16 protein-coding genes are annotated in these 19,937 nt (G+C 31.4%); 14 read left to right on the top strand and 2 right to left on the bottom strand.

Annotated elements, in window-relative coordinates; translation table 11 throughout:
- Positions 1-10: 10 nt before the first annotated feature.
- From rplJ to LCI24_RS10470, 5 genes are all read left to right on the top strand, one after another.
- A complete protein-coding gene (gene rplJ / locus LCI24_RS10490) occupies positions 11-529 on the top strand; it encodes a 50S ribosomal protein L10 (protein WP_274640336.1) in 519 nt (172 codons plus the stop codon).
- A gap of 50 nt (positions 530-579) precedes the next feature.
- Complete coding sequence (gene rplL / locus LCI24_RS10485) at positions 580-954, top strand: 50S ribosomal protein L7/L12 (RefSeq protein WP_099214076.1); 375 nt, start codon at positions 580-582, stop codon at positions 952-954.
- 240 nt (positions 955-1,194) lie between these two features.
- Positions 1,195-5,004: a DNA-directed RNA polymerase subunit beta gene (gene rpoB / locus LCI24_RS10480; RefSeq protein ID WP_274640335.1), complete on the top strand. Its 3,810-nt coding sequence runs from the start codon at positions 1,195-1,197 to the stop codon at positions 5,002-5,004.
- A 98-nt stretch (positions 5,005-5,102) separates the two neighbouring features.
- On the top strand, positions 5,103-9,377 hold the full coding sequence (gene rpoC, locus LCI24_RS10475) for a DNA-directed RNA polymerase subunit beta' (RefSeq protein WP_274640334.1): 4,275 nt from the start codon (positions 5,103-5,105) through the stop codon (positions 9,375-9,377).
- 91 nt (positions 9,378-9,468) lie between these two features.
- Positions 9,469-9,780: a DUF3467 domain-containing protein gene (locus LCI24_RS10470; protein ID WP_047790111.1), complete on the top strand. Its 312-nt coding sequence runs from the start codon at positions 9,469-9,471 to the stop codon at positions 9,778-9,780.
- 180 nt (positions 9,781-9,960) lie between these two features.
- Here LCI24_RS10470 and LCI24_RS10465 read toward each other — a convergent pair whose 3' ends face one another.
- Entirely contained in the window at positions 9,961-11,496 is a 1,536-nt protein-coding gene (locus LCI24_RS10465) for a vitamin K epoxide reductase family protein (RefSeq protein ID WP_274640333.1), read from the bottom strand.
- Positions 11,497-11,657: 161 nt separating this feature from the next.
- Between LCI24_RS10465 and LCI24_RS10460 the strand changes: the two genes are divergently transcribed.
- From LCI24_RS10460 to gwsS, 6 genes are all read left to right on the top strand, one after another.
- Positions 11,658-11,849, top strand: coding sequence for a hypothetical protein (locus LCI24_RS10460; protein ID WP_274640332.1), 192 nt, complete (start codon positions 11,658-11,660; stop codon positions 11,847-11,849).
- Between the two features lie 26 nt (positions 11,850-11,875).
- Complete coding sequence (locus LCI24_RS10455; protein WP_274640331.1) at positions 11,876-12,076, top strand: hypothetical protein; 201 nt, start codon at positions 11,876-11,878, stop codon at positions 12,074-12,076.
- Between the two features lie 65 nt (positions 12,077-12,141).
- Positions 12,142-13,071, top strand: a complete 930-nt coding sequence (locus tag LCI24_RS10450) for a hypothetical protein (RefSeq protein WP_274640330.1) — start codon at positions 12,142-12,144, stop codon at positions 13,069-13,071.
- Positions 13,071-14,024, top strand: coding sequence for a grasp-with-spasm system ATP-grasp peptide maturase (gene gwsG / locus LCI24_RS10445; RefSeq protein ID WP_274640329.1), 954 nt, complete (start codon positions 13,071-13,073; stop codon positions 14,022-14,024). Before LCI24_RS10450 ends, gwsG begins: the two co-directional genes overlap by 1 nt.
- A complete protein-coding gene (locus LCI24_RS10440) occupies positions 14,021-14,245 on the top strand; it encodes a hypothetical protein (RefSeq protein ID WP_274640328.1) in 225 nt (74 codons plus the stop codon). Before gwsG ends, LCI24_RS10440 begins: the two co-directional genes overlap by 4 nt.
- Positions 14,238-15,305, top strand: a complete 1,068-nt coding sequence (gene gwsS, locus LCI24_RS10435) for a grasp-with-spasm system SPASM domain peptide maturase (protein WP_274640327.1) — start codon at positions 14,238-14,240, stop codon at positions 15,303-15,305. Before LCI24_RS10440 ends, gwsS begins: the two co-directional genes overlap by 8 nt.
- A 32-nt stretch (positions 15,306-15,337) precedes the next feature.
- Here gwsS and LCI24_RS10430 read toward each other — a convergent pair whose 3' ends face one another.
- Entirely contained in the window at positions 15,338-16,024 is a 687-nt protein-coding gene (locus tag LCI24_RS10430) for a Crp/Fnr family transcriptional regulator (RefSeq protein WP_274640326.1), read from the bottom strand.
- 103 nt (positions 16,025-16,127) lie between these two features.
- Between LCI24_RS10430 and LCI24_RS10425 the strand changes: the two genes are divergently transcribed.
- Genes LCI24_RS10425 through deoD form a run of 3 tightly spaced genes read left to right on the top strand, consistent with a single transcriptional unit; the run spans position 16,128 to position 19,911 of the window.
- Positions 16,128-18,500: a heavy metal translocating P-type ATPase gene (locus LCI24_RS10425; RefSeq protein ID WP_274640325.1), complete on the top strand. Its 2,373-nt coding sequence runs from the start codon at positions 16,128-16,130 to the stop codon at positions 18,498-18,500.
- Positions 18,501-18,504: 4 nt separating this feature from the next.
- On the top strand, positions 18,505-19,170 hold the full coding sequence (deoC, locus tag LCI24_RS10420; RefSeq protein WP_274640324.1) for a deoxyribose-phosphate aldolase: 666 nt from the start codon (positions 18,505-18,507) through the stop codon (positions 19,168-19,170).
- A 42-nt stretch (positions 19,171-19,212) separates the two neighbouring features.
- Positions 19,213-19,911 carry a purine-nucleoside phosphorylase gene (gene deoD / locus LCI24_RS10415; RefSeq protein ID WP_274640323.1) on the top strand — a complete coding sequence of 233 codons (699 nt, stop codon included), beginning with the start codon at positions 19,213-19,215 and terminating at the stop codon, positions 19,909-19,911.
- Positions 19,912-19,937: the final 26 nt, after the last annotated feature.

Here is a 19,937-nt window from a genome sequence, read left to right as displayed (position 1 = left end):
CTTTTTAATTATGACTAGAGAGGAAAAATCACAGGTAATACAAGATTTAACAGCACAATTAGCAGATACAAGTACCATCTATTTAGCAGATATTTCTGGTTTAGATGCAGCAACTACATCTAACTTACGTAGAGCTTGTTTTAAAGCAAACGTACAATTGGCTGTTGTAAAAAATACATTGCTTTCAAAAGCAATGGAAGCTTCTGATAAAGATTTTGGAGAGTTACCAGATGTATTAAAAGGAAACACTTCAATGTTAATTGCTGAGGCAGCTAATGCGCCAGCAAAAGTTATCAAAGAGTTCAGAAAAAAATCAAAAGATCGTCCTTTATTAAAAGGAGCGTATGTTGAAGAAGCAGTTTATATTGGAGATGAACAATTAGATGCTCTTGTTAACATCAAATCTAAAGAAGAACTTATTGGAGATATCATTACATTATTACAATCTCCTGCTAAGAATGTTGTTTCAGCATTACAATCAGGTGGTGGTAAGTTATCAGGTATCTTAAAGACATTATCAGAAAAATAATTTCGCGCACTAATAAACTAAATAAATAAAATTTTTAAAAAACAATTAAAATGGCAGATTTAAAAGATTTCGCAGAACAATTAGTTAACTTAACAGTAAAAGAAGTTAATGAATTAGCTGATATTTTAAAAGAAGAGTATGGTATTGAGCCAGCAGCAGCAGCAGTAGCAGTAGCAGGACCAGCAGCAGGTGGTGGAGATGCAGCTGAAGAAAAAACTGAGTTTGATGTAATCTTAAAAGCAGCAGGAGGTTCTAAATTAGCAGTTGTAAAATTAGTTAAAGAATTAACTGGATTAGGATTAAAAGAAGCTAAGGGTATTGTAGATAGCGCACCAGCACCAATTAAAGAAGCAGTATCTAAAGATGAGGCAGAAGGTCTTAAGAAGTCTTTAGAAGAAGCAGGAGCTGAGGTAGAGCTTAAGTAAGCTATACTCCCGAATTATAAAAAAACGGGAAAAAACAATAAAGGTTTAGGTACTAAAAACTTATGTTTTTAGGCCTAAACCATTTTGTGTATATATTCGTTCTTTATTTTTCACAATTTGCAGAATTGTGAATTTACGATTATAAAGTGCTGATTTTTAATCAGTAACAGCAATTAAAATTGCAGTATTGAAACTGTTAAGTTTCAAAAATAATATTTTTAATTAAAAATAGCATCTCTTTTGGCAACGATAAATACTACTGAAAGAATTAACTTCGCGTCATCGCAGTTAGGAGCTGATTATCCAGATTTTTTAGATATTCAGGTAAAATCTTTCCAAGATTTCTTCCAATTGCAAACTAAAGCTGAAGAGCGAGGAGAAGAAGGTTTGTATAAAACTTTCATGGATAACTTCCCGATTACAGATACACGTAATCAATTTGTATTAGAATTTTTAGACTACTTTGTAGATCCACCAAGATATAGCATCCAAGAATGTATAGAACGTGGATTAACTCACAGTGTACCTCTAAAAGCACGTTTAAAATTATATTGTACCGACCCAGAACACGAAGATTTCGAAACAATTGTTCAAGATGTTTATTTAGGTACAATTCCTTATATGACAAACTCTGGTACCTTTATTATAAATGGTGCAGAAAGAGTTGTAGTGTCACAATTACACCGTTCACCAGGTGTATTCTTTGGGCAATCTTTTCACGCTAACGGAACCAAACTATACTCAGCAAGAGTAATTCCATTTAAAGGTTCTTGGATTGAATTTGCTACAGATATCAATCAAGTAATGTATGCTTATATTGATAGAAAGAAAAAATTACCAGTAACAACGTTATTCAGAGCCATAGGTTTTGAAAGAGATAAAGATATTTTAGAAATCTTTGATTTAGCTGAAGAAGTAAAAGTTTCTAAAGCTGGATTAAAGAAAGTATTAGGGCGTAAATTAGCAGCAAGAGTATTAAAAACTTGGCACGAAGATTTCGTAGATGAAGATACAGGAGAAGTTGTATCTATTGAGCGTAACGAAATTATTTTCGACCGTGATACTATTATAGAAAAAGAACATATTGATGAAATAATCGAATCTGGAGCTAAAACTGTATTATTACATAAAGAAGATAACCAGCAAGCAGATTATGCCATCATTCATAATACTTTACAAAAAGACCCTACAAACTCAGAAAAAGAGGCTGTAGAGCATGTATATAGACAATTACGTAATGCTGAACCGCCAGACGAGGAAACTGCAAGAGGAATTATTGAAAAATTATTCTTCTCAGAGCAACGTTATAGTTTAGGTGAGGTAGGACGTTTTAGAATGAATACTAAACTTGGTTTAGATGAAGATTTAGATCAAAAAGTATTAACTAAGAACGATATCATTACAATTATTAAGTATTTAATTGAGTTAATCAATTCAAAAGCTGAAGTAGATGATATCGATCACTTATCTAACCGTCGTGTTAGAACTGTTGGTGAACAATTAGCAGGTCAGTTTGGTGTAGGTTTAGCTCGTATGGCACGTACTATTCGTGAAAGAATGAATGTTCGTGATAACGAAGTATTTACTCCAATCGACTTAATTAACGCTAAGACGTTATCTTCAGTAATTAACTCTTTCTTTGGTACTAACCAGTTATCTCAGTTCATGGATCAAACCAACCCATTAGCAGAGATTACTCACAAGCGTCGTTTATCGGCATTAGGGCCTGGAGGTTTATCTCGTGAAAGAGCAGGTTTCGAGGTTCGTGACGTTCACTATACACACTATGGTCGTTTATGTCCTATTGAAACACCTGAAGGACCAAACATTGGACTTATTTCTTCTTTAGCTGTTTATGCTAAAGTAAATAATATGGGATTCATTGAAACACCATATAAGAAAGTAGAAGAAGGAAGTGTTTTAGGAGAAGAGCCTATTTATTTAAGTGCAGAAGAGGAAGAAGGAATGAAGATTGCTCAATCTAACTTACCAATAGCAGAAGATGGTAAGATAGAAAGAGATAGAGTAATTGCACGTGAAGAAGGTGATTTCCCAGTTGAAAGCCCTGAAGCAATTAATTATATGGACGTTGCTCCAAACCAAATTGCTTCGATTTCAGCATCGTTAATTCCTTTCTTAGAACATGATGATGCGAACCGTGCATTGATGGGATCAAACATGATGCGTCAAGCAGTTCCATTATTACGTCCAGAATCTCCAATCGTAGGTACAGGTTTAGAACGTAGAGTAGCAAAAGACTCTCGTATCTTAATTAATGCTGAAGGAGCAGGAGTTGTTGAGTATGTAGATGCCAACAAAATTACAATTAAGTACGATAGAACAGAAGAAGAGCGAATGGTAAGCTTTGATTCTGATGAGAAATCTTATGACTTAATTAAGTTTAGAAAAACCAACCAAGGTACTAACATCAACTTGAAACCAATTGTAAAAGTAGGAGACAGAGTTGAAGAAGGACAAGTACTTTGTGAAGGATATGCAACACAAAAAGGAGAATTAGCTTTAGGTAGAAACATGAAAGTAGCCTTTATGCCTTGGAAAGGGTATAACTTTGAGGATGCGATTGTGATTTCTGAAAAAGTAGTTCGTGAAGATATTTTTACTTCTATCCACATTGATGAATACTCATTAGACGTTCGTGATACAAAATTAGGAGCAGAAGAGTTAACAAATGACATTCCTAACGTTTCAGAAGAGGCTACAAAAGACTTAGATGAAAACGGAATGATTCGTATCGGAGCAGAAGTTAATCCTGGTGATATCTTAATAGGTAAGATTACACCAAAAGGAGAATCTGATCCAACTCCAGAAGAAAAATTATTACGTGCTATCTTTGGTGATAAAGCAGGTGATGTAAAAGATGCATCATTAAAAGCTTCTCCATCGTTAAGAGGTGTAGTAATTAATAAAAAACTATTCAAACGCGCAGTAAAAGATAAAAATAAGCGTGCTCGTGATAAAGAAGCTATTTCAGCTTTAGAAGCGTCTTACGTGTCTAAGTTTGAAGGGTTAAAAGAAGTTTTAGTTGAGAAATTATTCAACTTAGTATCAGGAAAGACTTCTCAAGGAGTTTATAATGACTTAGGAGAAGAAGTTTTACCAAAAGGTAAAAAGTTTACACAAAAAATGTTAAACTCTGTTGAAGATTTTACACATTTAAGTGGAACATGGACTACTGATAAAGACTTAAATCAATTAGTTGTAGAATTAGTTCACAACTATAAAATTAAAGTAAACGACTTACAAGGAGTTTTACGTCGTGAGAAATTTACAATCTCTGTAGGAGACGAGTTACCAGCAGGAATCTTAAAACTTGCTAAAATTTACGTAGCTAAGAAGCGTAAGTTAAAAGTAGGAGATAAGATGGCAGGACGTCACGGAAACAAAGGTATTGTTGCACGTATTGTACGTCAAGAAGATATGCCTTTCTTAGAAGACGGAACACCAGTAGATATCGTATTAAACCCATTAGGGGTACCATCTCGTATGAACATTGGTCAGATTTATGAAACTGTTCTTGGATGGGCAGGTCAAAAATTAGGTCAAAAATATGCGACACCTATTTTTGATGGTGCTAAAATAGATCAAATTAATGCTTTAACTGATGAAGCAGGAATACCACGTTACGGACACACATATTTATATGATGGAGGTACAGGTAAACGTTTTGATCAACCAGCAACAGTAGGAGTAATTTATATGATTAAGTTAGGTCACATGATTGAAGATAAAATGCACGCGCGTTCTATTGGACCTTACTCATTAATTACACAACAACCACTAGGAGGTAAAGCTCAGTTTGGAGGTCAGCGTTTTGGTGAGATGGAAGTTTGGGCACTTGAAGCATATGGTGCATCAAGTATCTTACGAGAAATCTTAACTGTTAAGTCTGATGACGTATTAGGTAGAGCAAAAACTTACGAGTCTATCGTTAAAGGAGAAGCAATGCCAGAACCAGGTTTACCAGAATCATTTAACGTATTAATGCACGAACTTAAAGGTTTAGGATTAGACGTTAAGTTAGAAGAATAATCACAGTGAAATGTCTCAGAGCAATAGCTCTGAGGCAAATCATTTTTTCAATATCAGTCTTATTACAAGACATTTATTTTTAATTCGAATCCATTATCATGGCAAGAAAAAACGAAAAATACACTGTTAAGAAGTTTAACAAAATTTCAATAGGTTTAGCATCACCTGAGTCTATTTTAGAGGCTTCTAAAGGAGAGGTGTTAAAACCAGAAACTATAAACTACCGTACACACAAACCAGAAAGAGATGGGTTATTTTGTGAGCGTATCTTTGGTCCTGTAAAAGACTATGAGTGTGCGTGTGGTAAATATAAAAGAATTCGATATAAAGGTATCGTTTGTGACCGTTGTGGTGTTGAAGTTACTGAGAAAAAAGTACGTAGAGATAGAGTAGGTCATATTAACTTAGTAGTACCAGTAGCACACATTTGGTACTTTAGATCATTACCTAACAAAATGGGATACCTTTTAGGTTTACCATCTAAGAAGTTAGATATGATTATTTACTACGAACGTTACGTAGTAATTCAACCAGGTATTGCTAAAAATGCCGAAGGAGAACCATTACAAAAAATGGACTTCTTAACTGAGGAAGAGTATTTAGATATCGTAGATGAACTTCCTCAAGAAAATATGTACTTAGAAGATTCTGACCCTAACAAGTTTATTGCTAAAATGGGAGCAGAGTGTTTAATTGATTTATTAGAAAGAATCGATTTAGACGAATTATCATACCAGTTACGTCATAAAGCAAATACAGAAACTTCTAAGCAACGTAAAAATGAAGCATTAAAGCGTTTAAATGTTGTTGAAGCATTTAGAGATTCTCAAAAAAATAGAGAGAATAACCCAGAATGGATGATAATGAAAGTAGTTCCGGTAATTCCACCAGAGTTACGTCCGTTAGTTCCATTAGATGGTGGTCGTTTTGCTACTTCTGATTTAAATGATTTATATCGTCGTGTAATTATCCGTAACAATCGTTTAAAGCGATTAATGGAAATTAAAGCACCAGAAGTAATTTTACGTAACGAAAAACGTATGTTACAAGAATCAGTAGATTCATTATTTGATAACACACGTAAATCATCAGCAGTAAAAACTGAGTCTAACAGACCATTAAAATCATTATCTGATAGTTTAAAAGGTAAGCAAGGTCGTTTCCGTCAAAACTTATTAGGTAAACGTGTTGATTACTCTGCACGTTCGGTAATTGTTGTTGGACCAGAATTAAAATTATACGAATGTGGATTGCCAAAAGATATGGCAGCTGAATTATACAAACCTTTCGTTATTCGTAAGTTAATCGAAAGAGGTATTGTAAAAACAGTAAAATCTGCAAAGAAAATAATTGATAGAAAAGAACCAGTTGTTTGGGATATCTTAGAAAATGTAATTAAAGGACATCCAGTTTTATTAAACCGTGCTCCTACCTTACACCGTTTAGGTATTCAAGCTTTCCAACCAAAATTAATTGAAGGAAAAGCAATTCGTTTACACCCATTAGTATGTACGGCATTTAACGCCGATTTTGATGGGGATCAAATGGCGGTTCACTTACCATTAGGACCAGAAGCTATTTTAGAAGCGCAGTTATTAATGTTAGCTTCTCATAACGTTTTAAACCCTGCAAACGGAGCACCAATTACGGTACCGTCTCAGGATATGGTTTTAGGGTTATACTATATGACAAAAGAAAGAAAGTCAACTCCAGAAGTGCCTATTAAAGGTGAAGGATTAACTTTCTATTCTCCAGAAGAAGTTACTATTGCTTATAACGAAGACAGAGTAGACTTAAATGCTGGAATAAAAGTAAGGACTAAAGATTTTAATGAAAACGGAGAGTTAGTAACTCAAATAATTGAAACAACTGTTGGTAGAGTATTATTTAATGAAGTTGTACCAGAACAGGCAGGATATATTAATGAGGTATTAACAAAGAAATCATTACGTGGAATTATTGGTAATATCTTAAAAGTAACAGATATTCCATCAATAGGTAAGTTCTTAGATGATATTAAAGGAATGGGATATAAGTTTGCCTTCCAAGGTGGATTATCTTTCTCATTAGGAGATATCATTATCCCAGAAGAAAAACATAGCATGATTGCTGAAGCTAATAAAGAAGTGGATGGAATCGTTATGAACTATAACATGGGTATGTTAACGCAAAAAGAGCGTTATAATCAGGTAATTGATGTTTGGGGATCTACTAACAATAGATTGACTGAATTATCAATGAAACGTTTACGTGAAGATCAACAAGGATTTAACTCTGTATTTATGATGTTAGATTCTGGAGCACGTGGATCGAAAGAGCAGATTCGTCAGTTAACAGGTATGCGTGGATTAATGGCGAAACCTAAAAAATCGACTGCAGGAGGTGGAGAAATTATTGAAAACCCAATTTTATCGAACTTTAAAGAAGGTTTATCAATTTTAGAGTACTTTATCTCAACGCACGGTGCACGTAAAGGTCTTGCCGATACCGCATTAAAAACAGCCGATGCAGGATATTTAACACGTCGTTTAGTAGATGTGTCTCAAGATGTAATCGTTAACGAAGAAGATTGTGGTACATTAAGAGGATTAGAAGTTTCTCCATTAAAGAAAAACGATGAAATCGTTGAACCTTTAAGTGAAAGAATTTCAGGACGTACAGCATTATATGATGTTTATGCACCAGCATCAGATGAATTATTAGTTGAAGCAGGTGAGTTAATAACACCAATCTTAGCTGATAAAATTGAAGCTGCGGGAGTAGATAAAGTAGAAGTTCGTTCAGCATTAACATGTGAATCTGAAAGAGGAATTTGTGAAAAATGTTACGGACAAAGTTTATCAACAGGTCAAAAAGTTCAAAGAGGTGAGGCAGTTGGTGTAATTGCAGCACAGTCTATTGGAGAGCCTGGTACACAGTTAACATTACGTACATTCCACGTTGGAGGGGTAGCAGGAAACATCTCAGAAGATAACAAGTTAATCTCTAAATTCGATGGATCTGTAACAATTGATGATTTACGTACTGTAAAAGGTAAAGATTCAGCAGGAGAAGAAGTAGATATCGTTATTTCTCGTACAGCAGAAATTAAAATTACTGATAAGAAAACAGGAATTGTATTAAGTACTAACATTATTCCTTACGGTTCTATCATCTTTGATAAAGATAGAAAGACAATTAAGAAAGGAGATGCAGTATGTCAATGGGATCCATTTAACGGAGTTATTGTTTCTGAGTTTGGAGGAAAAGTTAAGTTTGACAACTTAGAACAAGGAATTAACTACTCTGTTGAAATAGATGAACAAACAGGTTTCCAAGAAAAAGTAATTACCGATTCTAAGAACAAGAAAATTATTCCTTCATTAATTATTGAAGATGCTGATGGTAATGCTTTACGTTCGTACAGTTTACCAGTAGGAGCACACTTAATGGTAAGTGATGGAGATAAAGTAGAGTCAGGTAAAACATTAGTTAAGATTCCTCGTAAGTCTGGTAAAGCAGGAGATATTACAGGAGGTTTACCACGTGTAACAGAGTTATTCGAAGCACGTAACCCTTCTAATCCAGCTGTAGTAGCACAAATTGATGGAGTTGTATCATTTGGTAAAATTAAGCGTGGTAACCGTGAAATTATTATCGAATCTAAAACAGGAGAGATTAAGAAATACTTAATTAAGTTATCTAATCAAATCTTAGTTCAAGAAAACGACTTTATTAAAGCAGGAATGCCTTTATCTGATGGAGCAATTACTCCTATTGATATTTTAAATATCAAAGGACCTTCAGCAGTTCAAGAATACTTAGTTAACGAAATTCAAGAAGTATATCGTTTACAAGGGGTAAAAATTAATGACAAGCATTTCGAAGTAGTAGTACGTCAAATGATGCGTAAAGTTAGAATTATTGATTCAGGAGATACTTTATTCTTAGAAAATCAATTAGTTCATAAAACTGATTTCATCAAAGAAAATGACGCTATTTACGGAATGAAAGTTGTTGAAGATGCTGGAGATTCTGCAAACTTAAAACCAGGACAAATAGTTTCAGCTCGTCAATTAAGAGATGAAAACTCTTTATTACGTAGAGAAGATAAAAACTTAGTAGTAGCACGTGATGCTCAACCAGCAACAGCTGAGCAAGTATTACAAGGTATTACAAGAGCATCGTTACAAACGAAGTCATTTATCTCAGCTGCATCATTCCAGGAAACAACTAAAGTATTAAATGAAGCCGCTGTAAATGGTAAAATTGATACCTTAGAAGGATTAAAAGAAAATGTAATTGTAGGTAAACGTATACCAGCAGGTACAGGAATGAGAGCTTACGAAGACATCGTAGTTGGACCTAAGGATGAGATTGAACAAAGTTTATAAAAACTTAAGTTTATAAATAATATCAAGGGTTTAGAGTTCTTAGAACTCTAAACCCTTATTTTTTAATTAAATAATATTAAGAGACTTAATTATGGAAGATAATAAGAAAGAACCACAATTAAATATAGAGTTAGATCAAGAAATAGCAGAAGGAACTTATAGTAATTTAGCTATTATAAACCATTCTGTATCAGAATTTATTGTTGATTTTATAAATATTATGCCAGGAGTTCCAAAAGCAAAAGTAAAATCAAGAATTATTTTAACTCCACAGCATGCAAAACGTTTGTCAAAAGCTTTAGCAGACAATATTCGTAAGTTTGAACAAGCTCATGGAGAAATAAAAGATTATGAGCAACCACCAATTCCAATGAATTTTGGAGGTACTACAGGAGAAGCTTAAATTGTAAGACTTATCCTAATTTCGAGGATAAGTCTTGCTATTCCTTAAAAGGTTAAATATCTAGAGGCTTGCCTTGTTGGTAAGTGTTTAAAGTTTAAAAAACGTGTTCTGATTAAATCCTCAGTGGCTTACCTCAGAAAAATTTACTTAAAAAGTTGTTATAGCTTAATTTCTGATTTTTTAATAAGAATTAAAATTTATTATTCTCCTTAAAAGTTGAGATAATTCTTCAACTCCAAAAAAAGAAGGTAATATAACCCCATTTAATATAATAGCGGGTGTTCCATCTAGGTTGAGTTCATTTGACCACTCGCTTTGTTTTGTTAATGATTCATCAACCTTTTTAGGAAGTTCTTTCTTTTTTGTAACAAGATTTAAGTTATTCTTTAAGAAAAAGAGTTTCTCTTTTTGAGTCAAAGCTTCCATAGATTTGAATAGTTCAAAGAACATTATTTTACTTTTAAAATTAATGTTAGTTACTCCCGAATACAAAACTCTCAACTGTATAGATTTTTCAAACTCTAAAAACAGTCTTGATAAATTTTTTAAAATAGCTTTACACCTTTTGCATTCAGGGTTCATAAACAATATAATTTCAAAGTCAGCAGCATTTTCTCCTATTACAATTTCATTTTCAAACATCTTATTTCCAATATCACTATTAACAAACCCAAATGAGGTTATAGGAGAATTGAAAAATGAATCTAAACGATATGAAAACTTTTTAGATTTCTCATTTAACAGTAAGTTATTTATTACCAAACTCGTAACTAAAATAGAAATAGCCAATGAAAACAAAACTTCTATATTAGGAATAGCAAAACTCAACGCAAACCTTTGGTAAGAAAAAAGAATAAGAGAACTTAAAACTAACACAATTGAAAGACACATAATACAATAAGTTCTTAGCCTCAATTGTTGATATAATGAATAAAAAATACTTAAGCCTGACATGTATATAAGTGGTAAAACAAATTGTACAGAGTTATCTTGTCTATTTATTAATGTGTTTACTATAAGAAATAGAAAAAAAATTATACTTATCTCTGATAGTGAGAACCCTAATAGTTTACTATCTTTAGATGAGACAACTTTATCACAATCAAATTTTTTCCCAATTTTACAAATATCAAACCCCTCCAGTGTAAAAAAAGAATGTTCTCTTAATAATAAATAAGATGAAAACGAAAACCCCAAAATAGAGATTATTAAGAAAAAGATATCATTTTTATTTATATAAAAAAAGCTTAAAATAATACAAGAAAAAAAACTAGTTATAATTAACCCTTTTATGATGTCATTTTTCTTTCTCTCTTCAATCTTTATTTCTTCATTTATTTCTCCTGAATCTTCATTAGCTTCAAGTATAATAGAAAAGCCACTCCAAATACTTAACAGCTCTTCTTTACTTATCGTTTTGTATTTTGATTCGTTAGAGAAGAAGCATACATAATTCTCGTTTTGTTTCTCCCATATAAAAAAATATTCTTTATCATTAGTTAAAGATAACATAGGTTTAGGAGCTTTCTCAACCATTTCTAACGGAATTTCTACTAATAAATTCTTAATACCCCAAGTATTAAAAATATTAGAGAATTCATTTAAATTAGGCTCATAATAATAAGTTTTAAGTCGTTTTTTTATTTCTTCTTTTCTTACCGAAACAGAAATTCTTCTTAATATTTCTGTTAAAAAAATAAATTTTTCTTTTTTCATGTAATTGTTTTTTGTAGTTTTGAGTAGCTATTGAATGAAAGAAAATGAATATTGCTATGAGTTTTCAAAATCAACTTTTTGGTAAAAATAATAGATTTTTAAATTTTATTTGGAAAATAGCTACACTAAAAATGTAAGTTTAATTTTAAATCCAATATAATATGGAAAATTTAAGTAAAATGGATAGTTTTGAAAGCTTTCAAGTGTCAAAACAATCAATGAACCAAGCTATGGGAGGTCGTACAAAAGAATGGTTAGAAGGTTTTGACGGCGATTGTTGGAAAATGATAGACAACAATGATGGCACCCCAAGAAAAGCTAAAACAAAACCTCGTTATGAAGAGAAGTGCTAAATTTTAATTTTTCAAAAACATAAATTATGAAGAAAATATCAAATTTTCAGAGCTTTGAGGCTTATGAAATTTCAAAACAAAGTATGAATTCAATATCTGGATCAAGAACAAGAAAGTACGAAGAAGCTACCATTGGAGGAAGAGATACATGTGTGAAACGTATTGACAACAATGATGGGGTACGTATTAAAACAAAGATTAAAGATAGATATGAAGGAAAATGTTAACCTAACATATTATCTTATATAAACTAAAAGAGGTTGTTTACAACCTCTTTATAATTATCTAAGGAATGAAAATTAAAATTCTGATTCTTTTTAGCTTTATTCTTATCTCTAAAAGTTTATTCTCTCAAAAATATTTAAACTATTATAAAATAATAAATATAGCAGAGATAAATAGTATAGATAAGAATTTTTTGAAAGCTGATTCGATATATCAAGAAGCATTTTCTCTTGTAAAAAGTCCCTTTAAAGAAGATTATTTTTTAGCAGCAATAAATTCAGAAAAGTTAGGAAACCCTAAAAAAGTATATAGCTATTTAAAGTTAAGTCTCGAAAAAGGTTTATTGTTTAAGAGAATAAAAACAAAAGATTTTAAAAACTTTAAGAAATCTATTTTTTGGAAAAAGCTGAAAGTAGAAAGAAAACAATTAGAAGAAACATACTTGTCTAACATAAATGTTTCTCTAAGAGATGAAATTCATGAAATGATAGAAAAAGATCAAAAAGCTAGACGGCCTATTTTTGGAGGTTGGAAGCAAATGAAAAAAGTAGACTCTTATAATTTTAATAGGTTTTTAAAAATAATAAAAGAAAATAATAATAAATGGCCTGGATTCTCATTAATCGGAGAAAATACACCAAAAGGGAAATATAATGTTACAGGTAACATAACTTTAATGCTACTCCATTTTTCTAAGGAGCAAGTTGAAATTTTAAAGCCATATATGTTGAAAGCAGTTTTAGATGGAGAAATGTATCCTTATCATTTTGCTAGAGTAATTGATTATAGTGGCTTAAAAGGAGGTGTTAAGGTTATAAAAAAATCAAACGGAAAAAAAATTATAGAGTTTTGTGCTTTTTATGGAACGTATTTTAACGAAAGTATTTGTGATTGTGTAGAAGCGGAAAAAGAAAGAAAAAAAATTGGTTTTGAGCCTTTAGGTGATTACTATAGAAAAGTAAGTTCTTCATATACTTGTAAAAATAGAAAGTTATAATGGTTTTAATTATTTCAGAAGAAATTGATGGTAGTACTAATGATGTTATAGATTGGTGCTTTAATTCATTAAATATTGCGAGAGCCAACAAGAATGATTTAAAAATTGCTTCTATAGATTATCAAAAAGAAGAAATAATTTTTCAATTTAGAGAAGAGTTTATAAGTTCTAAAAATATAACTTCTTTTTGGTATCGAAGAGGTTATCTTGATAATGATTATTCCATTAATAACAACAACAAGGATTTAGAATATTTAATTTACAGTCACCTAGATAGTGAATGGGATGAGGTTATCCGTTTTTTTACTCAAGCCTTCACTAATAACGAAATAAAATCTTTAGGCACATACCAAATTAAAGATCAAAAACTTGTACAGTTAAAACATGCACAAAAAGCAGGGTTGAGAATTCCTAAAACCTTTATTACTTCTTCTAAAGAAGACCTACTTTTACGCAAGAAAAATTGTGATAACAATCTTATTACAAAAGGAATAAGTGTCTCACCATCATTTACTTTCGATAATATTTCATTAGAAGGGTATACAGAGTTAGTATCTAATGAATTTATCCAATCATTACCAGATACTTTTTTCCCAAGTTTGTTTCAAGAAAGTATAGAAAAATTATATGAACTAAGAATTTTTTATTTAAAAGAAAAATTTTATTCGATGGCTATTTTCTCACAAAACAACTTGCAAACAAAAATAGATGTTAGAAAGTATGATGATTCCAAACCGAATAGGACTGTTCCTTACCAATTACCTAAGAGCATAGAGGAAAAGTTAAATCAATTCATGGTTAATATGGGCTTAGATACTGGGTCTATTGATATGTTAGTAGATAGAAATAATGATTTCTATTTTTTAGAAGTCAACCCTAATGGTCAATTTGGTATGGTTTCTACACCTTGTAATTATTATATTGAAAGAGAAATAGCAAAAGAATTAATATGAAAATAAATGAGCTTCCTTTTTATAAAGGTTTTTTGAAAAAAGAATTAGAAAGTCTTCCTGTAAACTATCAGCTTTTAACTCATTTTACTTTTGAACAAAATGTAATAACATCTGAGAATAGCGAAAACTCACAAGGAATAGGCATTAGTTTGTATAATGGAAAAATACTCACTTCAGAAAAACATTTTTCTCCAATTTCAAAAATAATTGATTTTGACTAAGAAGACAGCCTTATACAGTAATTGTATTTTAGTTAAAGGAGCTTCACGCTCTGTTATATGTGATTTGCAATTACAACAAATGCATTACATCCCTAATAGTTTATATGAATTATTAGAAAATCATTTAGGAAAGACAGTTGAAGATATTAAAAAGGCGTATAATAACAAATATGACGATATAATAGATAGTTATTTTCAATTTCTTGAAGAAAAAGACTGTGTGTTTTTTACTGAGCACCCTGAAAGATTTCCTAAATTGAACATGGATTGGGACTTCCCTCATAAAATCTCAAATGCTATAGTTGATTATCACTCAAGATCAAGTTATGACATAATAAATGTATTAAATCAACTTGATGAGCTAAAGTGTAAATCTATCCAAATACGCTTTTTTTCAAAAATTGAGAAAGAAAAACTAACTTCAATTTTAAACTACCTCAAAGAGAAGGAGTCTATTATTACTTCTGTAGAGGTTTATTTAGAAGTTTCTGAATGGACTAATAAAGATAGGCTTATAGATATTATATCTAGCTACCCTAGGGTAAATCAGTGTGTTGTGCATTCTTCAACTTTTGAAGACATAATAGACTTAGGAAATAAATATTTAATATACACTAAACAAAAAGTAAACTCAGAATTACATTGTGGAATAATATCTCCAAAATACTTTTCTATTAACCTAAAAACCTTTACCGAGTCTAAAAACTATAACTCTTGCTTAAATAGGAAAGTTTCTGTAGATAAAGAAGGTTTAATTAAAAATTGTCCGTCTATGACAGACGATTATGGTAGCATTAAAAATACCACTTTAAAAAAAGTTGTAGAGAGTGAAAAGTTTAGAAAAATTTGGTCTATAAAGAAGGATCAAATCAGCATCTGTAAAGATTGTGAGTTTAGGTATGTCTGTACAGATTGTAGAGCATATGTAGAGTCTGCAGAAGACCCCTATTCAAAACCCTTAAAATGTGGTTACAACCCCTATACAAATGAGTGGGAGGATTGGAGTACTAACCCACTTAAAAAAGAAGCTATAGAGTATTATGATATGAAAGAGTTGTGAAAAATAATTAAAAAATCAAATATTACTTAAGGTTAAAAACCTTCAGAAAGTTCTTTTAGAGCTTTCACATCAGTTATAAAGATTTCTTTACCTTTTAAATCGATTAGTTTTTTCTTTTTAAATTCAGAAAGTAAACGAATAGCACTTTCAGTTGCTGTACCTATAATATTAGCGATATCTTCTCTTGATAAATTAATATTTATAGAGCCATTTTCGTTTTTATCAAACTTTGAGTCTAGTAACAATAGAGTAGCAGCCAAACGTTGTTTAACGGTCTTTTGAGCCATATCTACAATAACATCATCAGCTTTCTTTAAAGAATTGGCCATTTTCTTTAAAACATCCATAGAAAAGTTAGAGTTATTTTCTAAATCTCTAAGAATTTCGTCTTTAGGAATAAAGCAAACCTCCATGTCATTCACAGCAATAGCTTTTAAGTTTGAAGCCTCATTGTTTATTAAACTACGCTCACCTAAAATATCACCTTTTCTTATTAAGTGAATAATTTGGTCTCTACCATTATCACTCATTTTAGACACTTTACAAACACCATCTTTAACACAAAAAACACCATTAATATATTCGCCTTCATCAAAAAGGACTTCTCCTTTTTTAATTTTTTTAGACGTTTTACAGCCAGTAATTCTTATCAATTCATCTTTTGTTAAAGCTTTCAAAGAATTAAATTCTCGAATGATACATTGCTCACACTTGCTCATAGATATGCCCTTTTTTTATTACTCAAATATACGGAAAACCTGACAATTATCATGTTTTAAATTGATATCTTATCGGACATTTGTACTAGGCAAAAGAGTAAATATGGAAAGCACAACATGTTTTCATTGTGGTAACGAGTGCGATACAAAAACAATTACAATAGAAGAAAAATTTTTTTGTTGTAATGGATGTAAAACAGTTTATGAAATTTTTTCAGAGAACGATTTAACTTGTTATTACGATTTTCAAAACAACCCAGGAGCAATACCTGAAGAGATACAAGGAAAATACGATTTCTTGGACAATGAGTCTATTGTAGATAAACTATTAGAGTTTAACGATGGTAATGTACAAGTAGTAAATTTATATATTCCACATATACATTGTAGTTCATGTATTTGGGTATTAGAAAATTTACACAAACTACAAGAGTATGTGTCTTCATCTCAAGTTAATTTTCCTAAGAAAACGGTACGAATTACTTTTAATTCAGAAAAAACATCACTTAAAGAAATAGTATTGTTACTAAGTTCTATAGGATATGAGCCTTATATAAGTCTTGAGGATTACGAGGTAGGTAAAAAGAAAGTAGACCGTAGTTTAATTTATAAATTAGGAATAGCAGGTTTTGCCTTTGGAAATGTGATGTTCTTGTCGTTTCCAGAGTACTTTGAGGTATCAGAATATTGGTTAGAACAATACAAAGGAATCTTCCGTTGGTTAATGTTTATATTTTCCCTCCCAGTAGTTTTTTATGCAGGACAGGATTATTTTATTTCAGCTTATAAAGGAGTTCGGTCAAAAATTTTAAATATCGACGTTCCTATTGCTTTAGGAATCTTAGTATTATTCGTACGAAGTACAGCAGAAATAGTTCTTGATTTAGGGACAGGTTTTTTTGATAGTTTAACAGGATTGGTGTTCTTTTTATTGCTAGGGAAATTTTTTCAGCAAAAGACCTATAACTTTCTTTCATTTGAACGCGATTATAAGTCATACTTCCCAATTGCAGTAACAAAGATAACTACCGATAAAAAAGAAGAGAATACTCAAATTTATGAGGTAAAAAAAGGAGATAGGTTATTAATTAGAAATCAGGAATTAATTCCTGTTGATGGAATTTTAATTAACGGAGAAGCAAAAATTGATTACAGTTTTGTTACAGGTGAAGCCATTCCTGTAAATAAAAAGTCAGGAGATAAATTATTTGCAGGAGGAAAACAACTGTCAGGAAGTATAGAAATGGAAGTGCTAGCTTCAGTTTCACAGAGTTATTTAACACAGTTATGGAGTAACGATGTATTTCAAAAAGATAAAAACTCATCATTTAAAACCTTAACAGATAAAATCAGTAAAAACTTTACCATAATTGTACTGTCTATAGCGTTTTTATCTACAGCTTTTTGGTTGTATTACGATTCAAGTGTAGCATTAAACGTATTTACATCAGTATTAATTATAGCGTGTCCATGTGCAATAGCATTAGCAGCACCGTTTACTTTAGGGAATATTTTACGAATTTTTGGAAGAAAGAAGTTCTATTTAAAAAATGCTACAGTCGTAGAGCAGTTAGCAGCTGTAAACTCAGTTATTTTTGATAAAACAGGTACACTTACTACTAATAAAGAGAATACGATAACATATGAAGGAGAAGACTTAGATAAAACTCAAAGAGCGATATTAAAAAGTTCATTAAGATCTTCAAATCATCCACTGAGTAGAATGCTATACACTTCCTTAGAAGAAGAAATGTTACCAGTTGAAGACTATCAAGAACATGTTGGAAAAGGAATTGAAGCAAGTTATAAGCATACTATTTTAAAAATAGGCTCATCATCATTTGTGAAAAACGCAAAAGAACAAGCAAATCTTGATACTTCTGTTCATATTAGTGTAAATAATGAGTACAAAGGAAAGTATGTATTTAAGAATGCTTATAGAAAAGGAGTTAAAGAGCTATTTTCTAACTTAACCAAAAAATATAGTCTATCAGTAGTTTCAGGAGATAATGAAGGAGAAAAGAAATTTTTAGAAGAGTTATTGCCAAAGGAAACTACATTTTTATTCAATCAAAAGCCTCAAGATAAATTACACTACGTAGAAGAATTACAAGAGAAAAAGAAAAGTGTATTAATGATAGGTGATGGATTAAACGATGCAGGAGCGCTAGCGCAAAGTAATGTAGGGGTAGCGTTATCAGAAAATATAAATGTATTTTCTCCTGCTTGTGATGCTATTTTAGATGCTACAAAATTTAGTGAGATAGGCAATTATATTAAAGCATCACAAAAAGCAATAAAAATTATTAAGTATTGCTTTTTATTATCTTTAATGTACAATATTGTAGGGCTTTATTTTGCAGTAACTGGTCAACTAATGCCAGTAATAGCTGCAATTTTAATGCCGTTGAGTTCAATTAGTGTGGTAGTGTTTACAACTATAGCTACCAATATTTTAGGAAGAAAAATAAAATAAAAAGATGCAGATTAATAAATATATAGATCATACGTTACTAAAAGCCACAGCTACAAAAACTGATATTATAAAACTATGTAATGAAGCTGAAGAGTATGACTTTTATGCAGTTTGTGTAAATGGATGTAATGTAGAGTTAGCAGCCAAAGAATTAAAAGGTTCAGATGTAAAAGTAGCAGCAGTAATAGGTTTTCCATTAGGAGCAATGACTACAGAAACTAAAGTTTTTGAAGCTAAAAACTGTATAAAAAATGGAGCTTCAGAAATAGATATGGTTATTAATGTAGGCAAGTTGTTAGAAGGAGATGAAGATTATGTAGAAAACGAAATTCGATTAATTAAAGAAGTGATAGGAGAAAATACCTTAAAGGTAATTTTTGAAAACTGTTATTTATCAAAAGAGCAAATTAAAGTAGCAAGTAAATTGGCTGTTGAAGCTGGTGCTGATTTTGTGAAAACTTCTACAGGTTTCGGTACTGGAGGAGCAACCTTTGAAGACGTTGCAATAATGGATAGCGTTGTAGATGGAAAAGCGCAAATTAAAGCAGCTGGAGGTATTAGAGATATAGAAACGGCTAGGAAATATATAGAAAATGGAGTAACTCGTTTAGGAACCTCTTCAGGAGTAGCTTTAGTGACTAGCGGTGTTTCTGATAAAAACCAATATTAAAAACCGAATCTTAATAGTTTAAAACCTAAAAAAAAGTAAAGAATGAGCATACATATAGAAGCAAAAAAAGGAGAAATAGCAGAAACTGTTTTATTACCAGGTGATCCTATGCGTGCAAAATGGATTGCAGAAACATTTTTGGAAAATCCAGTTTGTTATAACGATGTTCGAGGTATGTTAGGATTCACAGGAACCTATAAAGGAAAACGAATTTCCGTACAAGGAACAGGAATGGGAATTCCTTCTGCTTTAATTTATGCTCATGAATTAATTAATGAATATGGGGTTAAAAACTTAATAAGAGTAGGTTCAGCGGGGTCGTATCAAAAAGGAGTAAAAATTCGAGATATTGTTATTGCTATGGCAGCTTCTACAAATTCAGGATTAAATACCATCCGTTTTAACGGAGCTGATTTTGCGCCAACAGCAAGTTTTGAGTTGTTTCAAAAAGCTGTAGATGCAGCAAAAGAAAAAGGAATTCCATTAAAGGCTGGAAACATTTTAAGCTCAGATGAATTTTATGCAGATGAATTTGAAAGCTATAAAAAATGGGCAGACTATGGTGTATTGTGTGTTGAAATGGAAACCAACGGATTGTATACAGTTGCAGCAAAGCATAAAGTAAACGCATTATCAATTTTAACCATTTCAGATAGTTTGGTTACAGGAGAAAGAACCACAGCTGATGAAAGAGAACAAACCTTTAAAGAAATGATTGAAATTGCTCTAGAGTTGGCGTAATGTCAGTTAGAGTGATTTTATTGAAC

The organism is Tenacibaculum larymnensis (genome assembly GCF_028829235.1).
GTDB lineage: Bacteria > Bacteroidota > Bacteroidia > Flavobacteriales > Flavobacteriaceae > Polaribacter > Polaribacter larymnensis.
The sequence above is the reverse complement of the archived record's forward strand: the minus strand, read 5'-3'. Positions and strand labels throughout refer to the sequence as shown.